Annotated in this window: 15 protein-coding genes; 8 read left to right on the top strand and 7 right to left on the bottom strand. The window is 65.4% G+C overall.

From position 1 onward, the window contains the following. The first annotated feature begins 86 nt into the window (after positions 1–86). Entirely contained in the window at positions 87–1,058 is a 972-nt protein-coding gene (locus ABUE11_RS07500; RefSeq protein ID WP_367068425.1) for a LysR family transcriptional regulator, read from the top strand. A 22-nt stretch (positions 1,059–1,080) separates the two neighbouring features. Here the strand turns inward: ABUE11_RS07500 and ABUE11_RS07495 are convergent, their stop codons facing one another. Together ABUE11_RS07495 and icd are read right to left on the bottom strand one after the other, a co-directional pair. Continuing rightward, entirely contained in the window at positions 1,081–1,581 is a 501-nt protein-coding gene (locus tag ABUE11_RS07495; protein ID WP_367068424.1) for an NAD(P)H-dependent oxidoreductase, read from the bottom strand. A gap of 26 nt (positions 1,582–1,607) precedes the next feature. Then, positions 1,608–2,870, bottom strand: a complete 1,263-nt coding sequence (icd, locus tag ABUE11_RS07490; protein ID WP_367068423.1) for an NADP-dependent isocitrate dehydrogenase — start codon at positions 2,868–2,870, stop codon at positions 1,608–1,610. 135 nt (positions 2,871–3,005) lie between these two features. On the opposite strand from icd, the gene ABUE11_RS07485 reads away from it, so the two are divergent. Beyond that, positions 3,006–3,491, top strand: a complete 486-nt coding sequence (locus tag ABUE11_RS07485) for a DUF192 domain-containing protein (protein WP_367068422.1) — start codon at positions 3,006–3,008, stop codon at positions 3,489–3,491. Positions 3,492–3,580: 89 nt separating this feature from the next. On the opposite strand, the gene ABUE11_RS07480 is transcribed toward ABUE11_RS07485, so the two are convergent. The 5 genes from ABUE11_RS07480 to xseA all read right to left on the bottom strand — a co-directional run bounded on the left by ABUE11_RS07480 (position 3,581) and on the right by xseA (position 10,589). After that, on the bottom strand, positions 3,581–4,465 hold the full coding sequence (locus ABUE11_RS07480) for a PEP-CTERM sorting domain-containing protein (protein WP_367068421.1): 885 nt from the start codon (positions 4,463–4,465) through the stop codon (positions 3,581–3,583). A 365-nt stretch (positions 4,466–4,830) separates the two neighbouring features. Then, positions 4,831–5,724, bottom strand: coding sequence for a PEP-CTERM sorting domain-containing protein (locus ABUE11_RS07475; RefSeq protein WP_367068420.1), 894 nt, complete (start codon positions 5,722–5,724; stop codon positions 4,831–4,833). A 291-nt stretch (positions 5,725–6,015) separates the two neighbouring features. Further along, positions 6,016–8,253, bottom strand: a complete 2,238-nt coding sequence (locus ABUE11_RS07470; RefSeq protein WP_367068419.1) for an NADP-dependent isocitrate dehydrogenase — start codon at positions 8,251–8,253, stop codon at positions 6,016–6,018. A 277-nt stretch (positions 8,254–8,530) separates the two neighbouring features. Beyond that, entirely contained in the window at positions 8,531–9,112 is a 582-nt protein-coding gene (locus ABUE11_RS07465; RefSeq protein ID WP_367068418.1) for a Fe-Mn family superoxide dismutase, read from the bottom strand. Between the two features lie 139 nt (positions 9,113–9,251). Next, positions 9,252–10,589 carry an exodeoxyribonuclease VII large subunit gene (gene xseA, locus ABUE11_RS07460; protein WP_367068417.1) on the bottom strand — a complete coding sequence of 446 codons (1,338 nt, stop codon included), beginning with the start codon at positions 10,587–10,589 and terminating at the stop codon, positions 9,252–9,254. A 362-nt stretch (positions 10,590–10,951) separates the two neighbouring features. Between xseA and ABUE11_RS07455 the strand changes: the two genes are divergently transcribed. From ABUE11_RS07455 to adk, 6 genes are all read left to right on the top strand, one after another. Then, positions 10,952–11,581 carry a MotA/TolQ/ExbB proton channel family protein gene (locus ABUE11_RS07455; RefSeq protein WP_367068416.1) on the top strand — a complete coding sequence of 210 codons (630 nt, stop codon included), beginning with the start codon at positions 10,952–10,954 and terminating at the stop codon, positions 11,579–11,581. Positions 11,582–11,589: 8 nt separating this feature from the next. Then, a complete protein-coding gene (locus tag ABUE11_RS07450) occupies positions 11,590–12,015 on the top strand; it encodes a biopolymer transporter ExbD (RefSeq protein WP_367068415.1) in 426 nt (141 codons plus the stop codon). Between the two features lie 4 nt (positions 12,016–12,019). Continuing rightward, positions 12,020–13,015 (top strand): tetraacyldisaccharide 4'-kinase, encoded by a 996-nt coding sequence (gene lpxK, locus ABUE11_RS07445; protein ID WP_367068414.1) that lies wholly within the window; start codon positions 12,020–12,022, stop codon positions 13,013–13,015. 9 nt (positions 13,016–13,024) lie between these two features. Next, complete coding sequence (locus ABUE11_RS07440; protein WP_367068413.1) at positions 13,025–13,207, top strand: Trm112 family protein; 183 nt, start codon at positions 13,025–13,027, stop codon at positions 13,205–13,207. A gap of 8 nt (positions 13,208–13,215) precedes the next feature. Next, positions 13,216–14,001: a 3-deoxy-manno-octulosonate cytidylyltransferase gene (gene kdsB, locus ABUE11_RS07435; RefSeq protein WP_367068776.1), complete on the top strand. Its 786-nt coding sequence runs from the start codon at positions 13,216–13,218 to the stop codon at positions 13,999–14,001. Positions 14,002–14,123: 122 nt separating this feature from the next. Continuing rightward, on the top strand, positions 14,124–14,780 hold the full coding sequence (adk, locus tag ABUE11_RS07430; protein WP_367068412.1) for an adenylate kinase: 657 nt from the start codon (positions 14,124–14,126) through the stop codon (positions 14,778–14,780). Positions 14,781–14,783: the final 3 nt, after the last annotated feature.

Genomic DNA, 14,783 nt, shown 5'->3' with positions numbered 1-14,783 from the left:
ATGGCCCGCAGTGTAGGTAGCCCCCCAGCGCCTGAGAAGGCCAAAAATCCAATTACATTGTTTGAGCAAATGAACAATGAATCGCTATGACACAGGAATCCGCCACCACATTGAGCAAGCTGCCCGTGCTTGCCGACCTGCACCTGCTGCTGGTGATAGGCCAGACGCGCAGCTACACCCAGGCCGCCCGCCGCCTGGGCATCTCCAAGGCCACGGTCAGCCAGCGCATCGCGGCGCTGGAGCGCGCCACGGGCGTGCCGCTGGTGCAGCGCACCACGCGCGCCGTGGCGCTCACCGCCGCGGGGCAACAACTGGTGGACGACACGGCGCCATCGTTTGCCCAGATCGAGCAAAGCTACGCCGCCATCCGCGACCTGGCCAGCACGCCACGGGGCCTGGTGCGCATGACGGCCCCGGTGGCACTGGGGCGCCAGCATGTGTTGCCGGCACTTTCCGCCTTCCTGCTCGAGTACCCGCAGGTGCGCGTCGAACTGGATCTGAACGACAAGCTGAACAACCTCGCCCAGGAGGGCTATGACCTGGCCATACGCCACAGCCACCAGCCGCCCGAGACCTATGTGGCCTGGCTGCTGTGCGAAACCCGGGCCATGCTGGTGGCCAGCCCCGGCTATCTGGAGCGCCGCGGCACGCCCGCCCATCCGCGCGAGCTCGCGGAGCATGACTGCCTCGTCTATCTGCGCGGCAGCATCAGCGTGCAGAACTGGACATTGATGCGCGAGCACCCGCGCAAGGCGCCCGAGCTGTGCCATGTGCCGGTGCAGGGGCCCCTGAAGGCCAACAACAGCGAGGCGCTGCGCGAGGCCGCGCTGGCCGGCCTGGGCATTGCGCTGCTGCCGGACTTCAGCGCCAGCGTGCAGCCGCAGGACAGCCGCCGACTCGTGCCCGTGCTGCCCGACTGGCAACCCCAGGGCTTCTTCGGCGGACGCATCTTCGCCATACGCCCCTGGGCACCACGCGTGCCCCGGGCCGTGCAATGCCTGGTCGAGCATCTGCAGGACTGGTTCGGGAACAAGGCCCCGAACCAGCGGCGCGATTGAAGCAAGGCCCAGCTACAGTTACCTAAAAGACGCCCAGCGCCAGACCCGTCGCCATCGCCTCGCCCAGTGCGCGGCAACGCTCCAGATCCTCGGCGCCGATCTGCTTGGGGGCAAGAATGGCCTCGGGCGTCTGGGCATGGGTACACACGATGAGCGGCTCGGCCACCTCCTTGAGGCGCCAGCCCGTGGCGATGCGCGCGATCTGCCGCGCCGCGTTCTGCCCGTCGCTGCCGGCGCAGATCAGGCTGGCGTAGGGGCGGCCATTGATGCGGTCGAGCGCGGGGTAGTAGCAGCGGTCGAAGAAGTCCTTGAGCTGGCCGCTCATGGCCGCGAGGTTTTCGGGCGTGGCAAACAGATAGCCCTGGGCCGCAAGCACATCGGCCGGCCCCACCTGCGCCGCGTGCAGCAGGTGCACGGCCACATCGCTCTCGCTGGCGGCGCCGGCAGCGGCCGCATCGGCCATCTGGCGCGTGCCGCCCGTCAGCGAGTGATAGACGATCAGCAGGACTCTGGATGGGTTCATGCAACCATTGTCCCGCCTGCGGCAGATCAGTCCATGGCCTCGATCATGACCTTGCCAAAACCCGAGCAACTGACCTGCACCGCGCCCTCCATGAGGCGGGCAAAGTCGTAGGTCACGCGCTTGCTCTCAATGGCCTTTTCCATGGCGCGGATGATGAGGTCGGCGGCCTCGGTCCAGCCCATGTGGCGCAGCATCATCTCGGCCGACAGGATCTCGGAGCCGGGGTTCACGTAGTCCTTGCCCGCATACTTCGGCGCCGTGCCATGCGTGGCCTCGAACATGGCCACCGAGTCCGACAGATTGGCGCCCGGCGCAATGCCGATGCCGCCCACCTGCGCCGCCAGGGCGTCGGAGATGTAGTCGCCATTGAGATTGAGCGTGGCGATCACGCTGTACTCGGCCGGGCGCAGCAGGATCTGCTGCAGGAAGGCGTCGGCAATGCTGTCCTTGATGGTGATCTCGCGGCCCGTGCGCGGATTCTTCAGGCGCATCCAGGGGCCGCCGTCGATCAGCGTGGCGCCGAACTCCTGGGCCGCGAGCTCATAGCCCCAGTCGCGGAAGGCACCCTCGGTGAACTTCATGATGTTGCCCTTGTGCACCAGGGTCACGCTGGGCCTGTCGTTGTCGATGGCGTACTGAATGGCCTTGCGCACCAGGCGCTGCGTGCCCTCGCGCGAGACGGGCTTGACGCCTATGCCCGAGGTCTCGGGGAAGCGGATCTTCTTGACGCCGAACTCGTCCTGCAGGAATTTGATGAGCTTCTTCGCCTTGTCGGACTGGGCCTCGAACTCGATGCCGGCATAGATGTCCTCGGAGTTCTCGCGGAAGATCACCATGTTGGTCTTGTGCGGCTCCTTGACCGGCGAGGGCACGCCACGGAAGTACTGCACGGGCCGCAGGCAGACATACAGGTCCAGCTCCTGGCGCAGCGCCACATTGAGCGAGCGGATGCCGCCCCCCACGGGCGTGGTCAGCGGCCCCTTGATCGAGACCACATAGTCGCGCACGGCGTGCAGCGTCTCCTCGGGCAGCCAGACATCGGGGCCGTAGACGCGCGTGGATTTTTCGCCCGCATAGACCTCCATCCAGTGGATCTTGCGCGCGCCGCCATAGCTCTTGGCCACGGCGGCATCGACCACCTGCAGCATCACCGGCGTGATGTCCACGCCCGTGCCGTCGCCCTCGATATAGGGAATGATGGGCTCGTCCGGCACGTTCAGGGACATGTCGGCGTTGACGGTGATCTTCTGGCCTTGGGCAGGCACCTTGATGTGCTGATAGCTGGTCATGTAGTGGGTCTCCAATCGTGATTGCCGGAGGCAAAAGCCAAAAATGATTCTAGCCTCCACCTATGGCCCGGGCGACGCGCACAAGCCTGCACAATAGGATCAACTACCCGCCCAGGCATCGACCGATTTCCGCCCATGAAGCTCAGCACTCCCGCCCTGTCCCGCTTGCGCCTGCCCCAGACACTCGCCCTGCTCGCCCTCTGCGTCAACCTTTGCGGCAATACATGGGCGCAGGATGGACCGCAGTTGAACCTACAACGAGTGGAGCTCACCGCCGGTATGTACCGCATCCAGGCACAGGTAGCGGCCACGCCGCAACAGCGGTCAACCGGCCTGATGATGCGCCGCCAGATGCCCCAGCACGAGGGCATGCTGTTCATATTCGAGCAGCCGGCCACGCAATGCTTCTGGATGAAGAACACACCGCTGCCGCTCACCGCGGCCTTTGTGGCCGACGATGGCACGATCGTGAATCTGGCGGACATGCAGCCCCTGAGCGAAGCCTCGCATTGCTCTGCCAGGCCCGTGCGCTATGTGCTGGAGATGAACCAGGGCTGGTTTGCCAAGCGCGGGATCAAGGCCGGAGCCCGGCTTGGGGGAGCGGTTTTCCAGAAAAAGTAGCTTCCGCAAAACCAAAAGCCGGTCACCCGTACAGGTGACCGGCTTTGTCGGTGATTGGGTGGGAGCGGACGTCCCACCCATGCCAGCACTCAAGCCTTGCGGCGGCGCGAAGCCAGACCCGCACCCAGCAGGGCCAGGCCGGCCAGGGCCATGGTGCCGGGCTCGGGCACAGCATTGCCCTTGATCTGACCAGAGGAAGTCACCGTCCAGCCAATGTTGCTGGCTGCACCATCGGCGTCGTTGAAGGTGATGTCCATGAACAGGTCGTGCTTGTGGCCGTCTGCGTCGATCAAGCTGTCGGTATCGAACTGTGCCCGCGCGGTGCCTCCGTTAACCTCCAGATAGGCCTGGCCTGCACCAGCCAAGGTGTCGGTATTGTAGGTCGACGTGTAAGTTGTGGCGCCATCAGCAGCGATTACACCCACCCCAAAGTAACCTGACAGCCACGGAGTGCCCCCCGAGATACCTGGATACGACAAAGCGTTCAGATCCCCGGCCAACGGCCCCAGCGCGGGATTGTAATCAACTGTATTCATCCACAGTGCCCACGTTCCACCTACGGATCGCGTCGATGTCACGTTGGAGCTCCCGATGCTGCCGGCATCCACGTAGTGGTCTTGCAAATTGCCAAAAACACCGGTGAGATATTCACCCGGGCCCTTCTGCCAGAACACAGACCCATCCGAAATGCGCGAGATCTGAGCCACCGAGAAGATACCCATGGTATCGGCACTGGGGTTGCTGGAACCCACCGAGCCCGGAGCCGGGGCAATGCCCGCAACACTGTCACATGACCCAACACTATTGCAGACGGGCGTCCCATTAGGGTACTTGGTGGTACCCGAGTCATAGTTGTCAATGGTGAACTTGAAGTCACCACTGATCAGGGTCAGCGGTCCCGCCTGCACGGAACCCATGACACCGACCGACAGGGCCGCGGCGGCGGCCAAAGAGGCAAGTTGCAATTTCAGCATTTCCCACTCCTTGTAATGAAACGGGGCCAAGAGCCGTTTCAGTCACCTACAAGCAGGTACTATGCCAACGAAGTGAGTAACCGCCAACCTCATGAAATTAAAGGAGATTCTCCAAACCCCTAGTCAGGCTGACAAGACACTGTAAAGTTCTCCGACACTCGTACAGCCCAGATAGCCATGGATCGCATTACACCCCTGGGTTGGACGTGTAAAAAATCCCGACACATCGATTCGTGACACTCCAGCACCACGTTCTCGGGGTAGACAATGCGCACCCAAACAAAAAGGCCGGCCCCTAACAGGTGGCCGACCTCGCCCGGTGTCCGGGTGGTGGCGCCGGAGACGCCCCACCCAGCACAACACACTCAGGCCTTGCGGCGGCGAGAGGCGAGACCCGCACCCAGCAGGGCCAGGCCGGCCAGGGCCATGGTACCGGGCTCGGGAACCGCATTGCCCTTGATCTGGCCGGCGGAAGTCACCGTCCAACCAATGCTGCTGGCCTTGCCATCGGCGTCGTTGAAGGTGATGTCCATGAACAGGTCGTGCTTGTTGCCGTTCAAGTCGGTCAGGCCATTGGTGTCGAACTGGTTCTTCGCGCTGCCGCCGGTAACATCCAGATAGGCCTGACCACCACCTGCCAGGGTGGCGGTGTTGTAGGTCGACGTGTAGGTCGTGGTGGTGTCGCCAGCAATGGCACCTGTACCAAATACACCCGACAGCCACAGGGTGCCACCGGTGATGCCGGGGTACGTCAGGGCATTCAGATCCTTGCCAGGGCCGACCAGCGGACCCAGCGTGGGATCGTAGTCGACGTTGTTCATGTACAGCGCCCAGGTACCACCAACGGAATTGGCCGAAGTTACGCAGGAGGTACCGATGCAGCCGGCGTTCACCTCATGGTCCATCAAATTGCCAAAAACCCCGGTGAGATATCCGTCTGTGCCCTTCTGCCAGAAGACCGTATTGTCCGAAATACGCGTAATCAGGGCCACGGAGAAGATACCCATGGTGTCGGCACTGGTGTTGACGGAACCCACGGAGCCCGGCGCCTTGTTGATTCCAGCAGCAGTGTCGCAGGACGCAACCGTGTTGCAGACGGGGGCGCCATTGGGGTACCGCGTAGTGCCCGAGTCGTAGTTGTCAATGGTGAACTTGAAGCCACCACTGATGATGGTCAAGGGATCGGCCTGAACGGACCCCATGACGCCGAGCGACAGGACTGCAGCAGCAGCGACCGAAGCAAGTTTGGTTTTCAGCATTTTCCACTCCTCCTGGTGAATTTGAACAATGAACCCTTCACCAAGAGATAAGCAGATATCGTGCCAGCCACGCAATAAGAACCCAAGTTATTGTATTAAAAGAGTTTTTTCGTGATGCAAATCAGGTGGCGGCGGTGCCTGTAAAATTTTCCGACACTTACCCGGCCCATTCGACTACGGAACGGAAGGCGGTCCGGATTGAACGGTGGAGCTTGCTCGCCGTTTCCTTTTACCTCACACAGCCGCCGGAGCCTCCCCACCGCAGACAGTGGGGAGACGTACCTCACCACGTCAGGTCGCCAGCGTCGCGAGCGCAGCGTTGAACGTGGCGCTGGGGCGCATCACGGCATCGAGCTTGGCGAGGTCTGGCTGGTAGTAGCCGCCGATGTCCACTGCCTTGCCCTGGATGACGTTCAGTTCTTCGACGATCTTGGCCTCGTTGTCGGTCAGCTGCTTGGCCAGGGGCGCGAACTTGGCGGCCAACTCTGCGTCCTCGGTCTGGCCGGCCAGTTCCTGCGCCCAGTACATGGCCAGGTAGAACTGGCTGCCGCGGTTGTCGAGCTGGCCGGTCCTGGGGCTGGGGTTCTTGTTGTTGTCCAGCAGCTTGCCGGTGGCGGCGTCCAGTGTCTTGGCCAGCAGCTTGGCGCGGGCATTGTGGTTCTTGATGCCCAGGTCTTCCAGCGACACGGCCAGGGCCAGGAACTCACCCAGGCTGTCCCAGCGCAGGTGGTTTTCCTCCACCAGCTGCTGCACATGCTTGGGCGCGGAGCCGCCCGCGCCCGTCTCGTACATGCCGCCGCCGGCCATCAGCGGCACGATGGACAGCATCTTGGCGCTGGTGCCCAGCTCCATGATGGGGAACAGGTCAGTCAGGTAGTCGCGCAGGATATTGCCCGTGGCGCTGATGGTGTCCAGGCCACGCACGACGCGCTCGAGCGTGTAGCGCATGGCGCGCACCTGACTCATGATCTGGATGTCCAGACCCGTGGTGTCGTGCTCGTGCAGGTACATCTTGACCTTGGTGATCAGCTCGCGCTCGTGCGGGCGGTACGGGTCAAGCCAGAACACGACCGGCATGCCGGAATTGCGCGCGCGCGTGACGGCGAGCTTGACCCAGTCGCGAATCGGAGCGTCCTTGACCTGGCACATGCGCCAGATGTCGCCTGCTTCGACGTTCTGGCTCATCAGCACCTCGCCGGTGTTCAGGTCGGTGATGTTGGCCACGCCGTCCTCGGGGATCTCGAAGGTCTTGTCGTGGCTGCCGTATTCCTCGGCCTGCTGTGCCATCAGGCCCACGTTGGGCACCGTGCCCATGGTCTTGGGGTCGAAGGCACCGTGCCACTTGCAGAAGTTGATCATCTCCTGGTAGATGCGGGCAAAGGTCGACTCGGGCATCACGGCCTTGACGTCCTTGAGGCGCCCGTCGGCGCCCCACATCTTGCCGCCGTTGCGGATCATGGCGGGCATGGAGGCATCGACGATGATGTCGTTGGGCGAATGGAAGTTGGTGATGCCCTTGGCCGAATCGACCATGGCGAGCTCGGGGCGGTGCTCGTGGCAGGCGTGCAGGTCGCGCTTGATCTCATCCTGCAGGCTCTGCGGCAGCGTGGCAATCTTGTTGTACAGGTCGACCATGCCGTTGTTGACGTTCACACCCAGCTCGTCGAACAGCTTCTGGTGCTTGGCAAACGCGTCACGGTAGAAGATCTTCACGCAATGGCCGAAGACGATGGGGTGGGAGACCTTCATCATCGTCGCCTTCACGTGCAGGGAGAACATCACGCCGGTCTTGCGCGCGTCCTCGATCTGCTTTTCATAGAAGTCCACCAGGGCCTTCTTGCTCATGAACATGGAGTCGATGACCTCGCGGTCCTGCAGGCTGACCTTGGGTTTGAGGACGATGGTCTTGCCGGACTTGGTGATCAGCTCCATCTTCACGTCGCGCGCCTTGTCCAGGGTCATGGACTTCTCGCCGTGATAGAAGTCGCCGTGCATCATGTGCGACACATGCGAGCGCGAGGCCGGACTCCACTCGGCCATGCTGTGCGGGTTCTTGCGCGCAAACTCCTTGACGGCGCGCGGTGCGCGGCGGTCGGAGTTGCCCTCGCGCAGCACCGGGTTCACGGCGCTGCCGATGCACTTGTTGTAGCGCGCGCGGATGGCCTTTTCTTCGTCGGTCTTGGGGTCTTCGGGGAAGTCGGGAATGGCGTAGCCCTTGTCCTGCAGCTCCTTGATGGCCGCCTTGAGCTGCGCCACCGAGGCACTGATGTTGGGCAGCTTGATGATGTTGGCGTCGGGCTGCAGCGTCTTCTTGCCCAGCTCGGTCAGCGTGTCGGGCACGCGCTGCGCGTCGCTCAGGCAATCGGGGAACTGGCCCAGCACGCGTGCCGCGACCGAAATGTCACTCTCGGCCACATCGATGCCGGCAGCCGACGCGAAGCCGCGCACGATGGGCAGAAACGACGCCGTCGCCAGGCGAGGAGCTTCGTCGGTCAGGGTGTAGATGATGGTGGGTTGCTGGGTGCTCATTTCGTCTCTCTGGTAACAAAAACAAGGGTCTTGCGTTGCCGACGGGCGGCCGCGCGCCGTCATCCGATGTGACAGCCCCCGATTGTGCGCGAGTCGCCCGAGAAAATTCGTGCAATTTGCAATCGAATATCGCATTGCAAAAATTTGCCGCTCAATTGGACGATTTATTTTCAAGTCTTATAGAAGACTGACAGCCGACCCACAAAAAAGGGCCTGGAGGTAAACCTCCAGGCCCCGGGCCATGGTGCGGACGGCGCCCGTGCGGGCGCCCCTGGCATCAGGCGAAGTTGGCTTCGGCAAACTTCCAGTTCACGAGCTTGTCGAGGAAGGTCTCGACGAACTTCTGACGCAGGTTGCGGTAGTCGATGTAGTAGGCATGCTCCCACACGTCCACCGTGAGCAGGGCCTTGTCGGCCGTGGTCAGGGGCGTGCCGGCGGCGCCGGTGTTGACGATGTCCACGCTACCGTCGGCCTTCTTGACCAGCCAGGTCCAGCCCGAGCCGAAGTTGCCCACGGCGGACTTCACAAAGGCCTCCTTGAAGGCGGCGTAGCTGCCCCACTTGGCGGCAATCGCCGCGGCCAGCGCGCCCGTGGGCTCGCCGCCGCCGTTGGGCGTCATGCAGTTCCAGAAGAAGGTGTGGTTCCAGATCTGCGCGGCGTTGTTGTAGATGCCGCCGCTGGACTTCTTGACGATCTCCTCGAGCGTCATGCTCTCGAACTCGGTGCCCTTCTGCAGGTTGTTCAGGTTCACCACGTAGGCGTTGTGGTGCTTGCCGTGGTGGTACTCCAGCGTTTCCTGGCTGTAGTGCGGGGCCAGGGCGTCGATGGCGTAGGGCAGAGCTGGCAGTTGGTGTTCCATGGTCAAGTCCTTCGTGGGTTGTGTTGAGGGAGGGCCGCCGCTGCGCACAGTGACGGGACAGCTGGCATTGTAGAAAGTAATAGCACAGCGCGCTTCCAGTCCGCCCGACCCCTGCCCTGCCGTGCGGGATTGGGCCGCGCTAGAGCAGCCGGCGCGGCGCTACGGTGAGGTCGAGCTCACCCTCGGCCAGGCGCGCGTGCACGGCCTCGCCCAGGCGCACCTGGTCGGCGCGGCACAGCGGCTGGCCCTGCATGTCGGTCAGCAGCGCATAGCCGCGCTGCAGCACCAGCTGCGGGTTGAGCAGCTCCAGACGCAGCGCGGCACGCTCGAGCCGCTCCCGCTGCTGCGCCAAGCCGCGCTGCACGACATGAGGCAACTTGGCCTCCAGCGCTTGATGAGATTGCGCAAGGCGCTGCATTTTCAGGAGTAAACCATGGCGCATACGCTGGGCCATGCCGCCCAGCCGCAGCTGCTGGCGCGCGACCAGGCCCGAGGGCCGGCCCAGGCGCTGGGCGGCCTGGTCCAGGCGCTGGTGGCGCAGGTCGACCTGGCGCTGCAGGCCATCCTGCAGCCGCCCGGCGAGCAGATCGAGCGCGCCCAGCCAGGTCGCGCGCGGCTCGCTGACCATCTCGGCCGCGGCCGTGGGCGTGGGCGCGCGCAGATCGGCGCAGAAGTCGGCGATGGTGAAGTCGGTCTCATGGCCCACGCCGCTGATCAGCGGCACGGGGCTTTGCACGATGGCGCGGGCCACGCGCTCGTCGTTGAAGGCCCACAGGTCCTCGATGGAGCCGCCGCCGCGCACCAGCAGGATGACGTCGATGGCGGGCGGCGCATCTCGATTGGCAGTCAAATTGCCACCCAATGCGCTCTGGCCCTGCGCAAGCAGATACAGTTTTGATAGTGCATCGACGATGGACGCCGGCGCCTGCGTGCCCTGCACCAGGGCCGGCACCAGCACCACGGGGATATGCGGCACGCGCCGGCGCAGCGCCGTCACCACATCGTGCAGTGCGGCCGCGCCCGGCGAGGTGACCAGCCCTATGCCGCGCGGCATGGCCGGCAGCGCCCGCTTGCGCGCGGCGTCGAACAGGCCCTCCGCCTCCAGCTGCGCCTTCAGGCGCAGAAACTGCTCGAACAGCGCGCCCTGCCCCGCGCGGCGCATGCCTTCGACGATGAGCTGCAGGTCGCCGCGCGCCTCGTACACGCCGAGCTGGCCCTGCACCTCGACCAGCTCGCCATCGCGCGGCATGAAGTCCAGAGCGCTGGCCGCGCGCCGGAACATGGCGCAGCGGATCTGCCCCTGCGCGTCCTTGAGCGAGAAGTAGCAATGCCCGCTGGACGCGCGCGAGAAGCCCGTGATCTCCCCGCGCACCGCGACCGGATTGAAGCGCGCCTGCAGCGCATCAGCAATGGCGCGGCACAGCGCGCCAACTTCCCAGATTCGTGGCGCGGAGCCTGCGTTGTCGGGTTCAAACATAGGCCAGTCCTTGCGTGCACGCGTATATCAGACCGAGACTAGTCCACAGTCCAGGCCGGGCAGCACCGGCATACCCAAGTGGGTGAACACCCCGCCGCAGATCACGAGCGCACGTACAAGTCATTGATTTACAACAAATTTTCAATGTGCAAATTTTCAGCACCCCAGAGAAAGTCCGCAGTGGCGCCGCCTGGCGCGCACTGTGCACGCGGTTTCCCACAAAGTTATCCACAGAAAATGTGGGTGAGGCAGGCCATGCTGGTGGCCGCGCCGCAATACCGGTGTATGGGGATTCTCAGGCCGGGTCCGGCGCGAGCTGCGCCATAATCGCGCACTGTTTTTTATTGTGAGCGGAGTGAGAATTGCTGTCGATCATACAAGCCGCCGGCTGGCCCATCTGGCCCCTGATTGCCTGTTCCATCCTGGCTCTGGCGCTGATCTTCGAGCGCTTCGTGGCCCTGAAGACCGCCCGCGTCGCCCCGCCGAAGCTGCTCGATGAAGCCATCTCGGTATCCTCCAAGACCGTCCCCAGCCCAGACGTGGTGAGCCAGCTGGCGCAGAACTCGGCCCTGGGAGAAGTGCTCGCCAGCGGCCTGCGCACCCTGAACGGCAACCCGCAGAGCAGCGAGGCCGACCTGCGCGCCGCGATGGAGGGCACGGGCCGCAGCGTGGCGCACCGCCTGGAGAAATACCTCACGGCCCTGGCCACGATTGCCTCGGCCGCGCCGCTGCTGGGGCTTCTGGGCACCGTCATCGGCATGATCGAGATCTTCGGGTCGCAGGCCGGAGGCGGCGCCGTGGGCGGCGGCAACCCCGCGCAACTGGCGCATGGCATCTCGGTGGCGCTCTACAACACGGCGTTTGGCCTGATCGTCGCCATTCCGACGCTGATCTTCTGGCGCTACTTCAGAAGCCGCGTCGATGCCTATCTGCTGACGCTGGAGCTCGCCTCCGAGCAGTTCGTGCGCCACATCAGCCGTCTGCGCAAATAGGCACATCCATGAACTTCCGCCCCCGCCAGAAGGAAGAGCCGGAGATCAACCTGATCCCCTTCATCGACGTGCTGCTGGTGATCCTGATCTTTCTGATGCTGTCGACCACCTACAGCAAGTTCACCGAGCTGCAGCTGACCCTGCCCGTGGCGGACGCCCAGCAGCTGCGCGACCACCCGAAGGAGGTCATCGTCTCCGTCGCCGCAGACGGGCGCTACGCCGTGAACAAGACCGCCCTCGACGGGCGCCATGTGGAGCAGGTGGCGCGCGCGCTGACCGATGCCGCCCCGGCCGGCAGCGAGAGCGTGATCATCATCAGCGCCGACGCGGCCGCCCCGCACCAGTCCGTGGTCACGGTGATGGAGGCCGCGCGCCGCGCCGGCCTGTCGCAGATCACCTTTGCCACCCAGTCGTCGGCCACGGCCGGCAAATGACGCCATGAGTGCCGCCACGCGGCTGCGCCAGGCCTGGGGCCGCCGCGGCCCGCTGGCCGCGCTGCTGTGGCCGCTGTCCCTGCTCTACCGCCTGCTGACCGCCCTGCACCGCCTGCCCTATCGGATCGGCCTGCGCCGCGCCGTGCGCCTGCCAGTGCCCGTCGTCGTGGTGGGCAATGTGATCGCGGGCGGCGCCGGCAAGACGCCCGTGACCCTGGCCGTGGTGCGCCATCTGCGTGCCGCGGGCTGGCGCCCCGGCGTGATCTCGCGCGGCTATGGGCGTGCCACCGACGACTGCCGCGCCGTACTGCCCACGAGCCGGGCCGCCGACGTGGGCGACGAGCCGCTGCTGATCGCGCGCGAGGCCGGCGTGCCCGTGTTCGTCGCGCGCCGGCGCGCGGACGCCGGGCGCGCGCTGCTCGCGGCCCACCCGGAAACCGACATCCTGGTCTGCGACGACGGGCTGCAGCACCTGGCGCTGGCGCGCGACGTGGAAATCTGCGTCTTCAACGACGAGGGCCTGGGCAACGGCTGGCTGCTGCCCGCGGGCCCGCTGCGCGAGCCCTGGCCGCGCGCCGTCGATCTGGTGCTGCACGCCGGCCGCGCGCCCGGCGGGCCGGCGCCGCAGTTTGCCCTGGAGCGCACGCTGGCCGACCATGCAGTCGACGCATCGGGCCGGCAGGTGCCGCTCGATGCGCTGCGCGGCGCGCGCCTGCACGCCCTGGCCGCCATCGCCCGCCCGCAGGACTTCTTTGCCATGCTGCGCGCCCAGGGGCTGACGCTGGCGCACACCGAGGCCCTGCCAGATCACTGTGATTTTTCTAGCTGGTTGCGCTCTACAGACAAGGGCTACAGCCTGATATGTACCGAGAAGGACGCCGTGAAGCTCTGGCCCGCCCACCCCGACGCCCTGGCCGTGCCGCTGCGCCTGACCATCGCCCCGGCCTTCTTTGCGGCGCTGGACGCGCGCCTGGCCTCGCTATCATCGCCACGCCATTGAGGAACACCCATGGACCCGAAACTGCTTGAACTGCTGGTCTGCCCCGTCACCAAGGGCCCGCTGACCTACGACCGCGAACGCCAGGAGCTGATCTCGCGCAGCGCCCGCCTGGCCTACCCCGTGCGCGACGGCATCCCCGTGCTGCTCGAGAACGAGGCGCGCCCGCTGACCGACGAGGAGCTGGAGCAGTGACGGCCACCGTGCCCGTCACCGTGCCCTTCACGGTGCTGATTCCGGCGCGCCTGGCCTCCACGCGCCTGCCGAACAAGCCCCTGGCCGACATTGCCGGCCTGCCCATGGTCGTGCATGTGGCGCGCCGAGCCGCGCAAAGCGCCGCCCTGCGCTGCGTGGTGGCGGCGGACGACGCGACCATCGTCGAGGCCTGCCGCCTGCATGGCGTGGAGGCCCTGCTCACGCGCGCCGACCACGCCAGCGGCAGCGACCGCCTGGCCGAGGCCTGCGCGCTGCTCGGCCTGGCCGGCGACGACATCGTCGTCAACGTGCAGGGCGACGAGCCGCTCATAGACCCGCGCCTGATCGACGCCGTGGCCGCGATCCTGCACCAGCGCGCCGACGCCAGCATGGGCACGGCCGCGCACGCCATCGACAGCGCGGCGGACTTCGCCAACCCCAACATCGTCAAGGTGGTGCTGGACGCCCATGGCATGGCTCACTATTTCAGCCGGGCGCCGATCCCGTATGCGCGCGACCATGCCCCGGGCAGCGCCTGGTGGCAGGCCGGCCAGGGCGCGCCCGCAGGCTTTGCCCCGCTGCGCCATGTGGGCATCTACAGCTACCGCGCGGGGTTTCTGCGCCGCTTCCCGGACCTTTCGCCCGCGCCCACCGAGCAGCTGGAGGCGCTGGAGCAGCTGCGCGCGCTCTGGCATGGCCACCGCATCGCCGTGCACGTGACGGCGAGCGCCCCCGGCGCCGGCGTGGACACGCCCGAGGACCTCGAGCGCGTGCGCGCCCTGCTGGCCGGATAGCCTGCGCCGTCAGCTTGGCGCAGGAAGCGCATGCTATCCTTGCGCGCGCAAAAAAGCACCGGCCGCGCCACCACACGCCCGCCAACAGAGTGCCCACCGATTTCAAAACACCAGAGGACACCATGAGACTGATTCTGCTGGGCGCGCCAGGCGCCGGAAAGGGCACACAAGCGGCCTTCATCTGCCAGAAATACGGCATTCCGCAAATCTCCACGGGTGACATGCTGCGCGCCGCCGTCAAGGCCGGCACGCCCCTGGGCCTGCAGGCCAAGGCCGTCATGGACGCGGGCCAACTCGTGAGCGATGACCTGATCATCAACCTCGTGAAGGAGCGCATCGCCGAGCCCGACTGCGCCAAGGGCTTTCTGTTCGACGGCTTCCCGCGCACCATCCCCCAGGCCGACGCCATGAAGGCCGCGGGCGTCAAGCTCGACTATGTGCTCGAAATCGACGTGCCCTTCGACGCCATCATCGAGCGCATGAGCGGCCGCCGCTCGCACCCCGCCTCGGGCCGCACCTACCACGTCAAGTTCAACCCGCCCAAGGTCGACGGCAAGGACGACGTGACGGGCGAGCCCCTGGTGCAGCGCGATGACGACAAGGAAGAAACCGTCAAGAAGCGCCTGCAGGTCTACAGCGACCAGACCCGACCGCTGGTGGACTACTACTCCAACTGGGCCAAGAACGATCCGGCCGCCGCGCCCAAGTACCGCGCCATTCAGGGCACGGGCAGCGTGGAGGAAATCACCGAGCGCGCCCTGACGGCCTTGAGCAGCTGACCA

The organism is Oryzisolibacter sp. LB2S (assembly GCF_040732315.1).
Taxonomy (GTDB): domain Bacteria; phylum Pseudomonadota; class Gammaproteobacteria; order Burkholderiales; family Burkholderiaceae_C; genus Alicycliphilus; species Alicycliphilus soli.
The sequence above is the reverse complement of the archived record's forward strand: the minus strand, read 5'-3'. Positions and strand labels throughout refer to the sequence as shown.

Excerpts from the sequence above, each read along its gene's own strand:
- ABUE11_RS07500 (WP_367068425.1), top strand. The coding sequence starts at position 87 with ATGACACAGGAATCCGCCACCACATTGAGCAAGCTGCCCGTGCTTGCC.
- ABUE11_RS07495 (WP_367068424.1), bottom strand. The coding sequence starts at position 1,581 with ATGAACCCATCCAGAGTCCTGCTGATCGTCTATCACTCGCTGACGGGC.
- icd (WP_367068423.1), bottom strand. The coding sequence starts at position 2,870 with ATGACCAGCTATCAGCACATCAAGGTGCCTGCCCAAGGCCAGAAGATC.
- ABUE11_RS07485 (WP_367068422.1), top strand. The coding sequence starts at position 3,006 with ATGAAGCTCAGCACTCCCGCCCTGTCCCGCTTGCGCCTGCCCCAGACA.
- ABUE11_RS07480 (WP_367068421.1), bottom strand. The coding sequence starts at position 4,465 with ATGCTGAAATTGCAACTTGCCTCTTTGGCCGCCGCCGCGGCCCTGTCG.
- ABUE11_RS07475 (WP_367068420.1), bottom strand. The coding sequence starts at position 5,724 with ATGCTGAAAACCAAACTTGCTTCGGTCGCTGCTGCTGCAGTCCTGTCG.
- ABUE11_RS07470 (WP_367068419.1), bottom strand. The coding sequence starts at position 8,253 with ATGAGCACCCAGCAACCCACCATCATCTACACCCTGACCGACGAAGCT.
- ABUE11_RS07465 (WP_367068418.1), bottom strand. The coding sequence starts at position 9,112 with ATGGAACACCAACTGCCAGCTCTGCCCTACGCCATCGACGCCCTGGCC.
- xseA (WP_367068417.1), bottom strand. The coding sequence starts at position 10,589 with ATGTTTGAACCCGACAACGCAGGCTCCGCGCCACGAATCTGGGAAGTT.
- ABUE11_RS07450 (WP_367068415.1), top strand. The coding sequence starts at position 11,590 with ATGAACTTCCGCCCCCGCCAGAAGGAAGAGCCGGAGATCAACCTGATC.
- lpxK (WP_367068414.1), top strand. The coding sequence starts at position 12,020 with ATGAGTGCCGCCACGCGGCTGCGCCAGGCCTGGGGCCGCCGCGGCCCG.
- ABUE11_RS07440 (WP_367068413.1), top strand. The coding sequence starts at position 13,025 with ATGGACCCGAAACTGCTTGAACTGCTGGTCTGCCCCGTCACCAAGGGC.
- adk (WP_367068412.1), top strand. The coding sequence starts at position 14,124 with ATGAGACTGATTCTGCTGGGCGCGCCAGGCGCCGGAAAGGGCACACAA.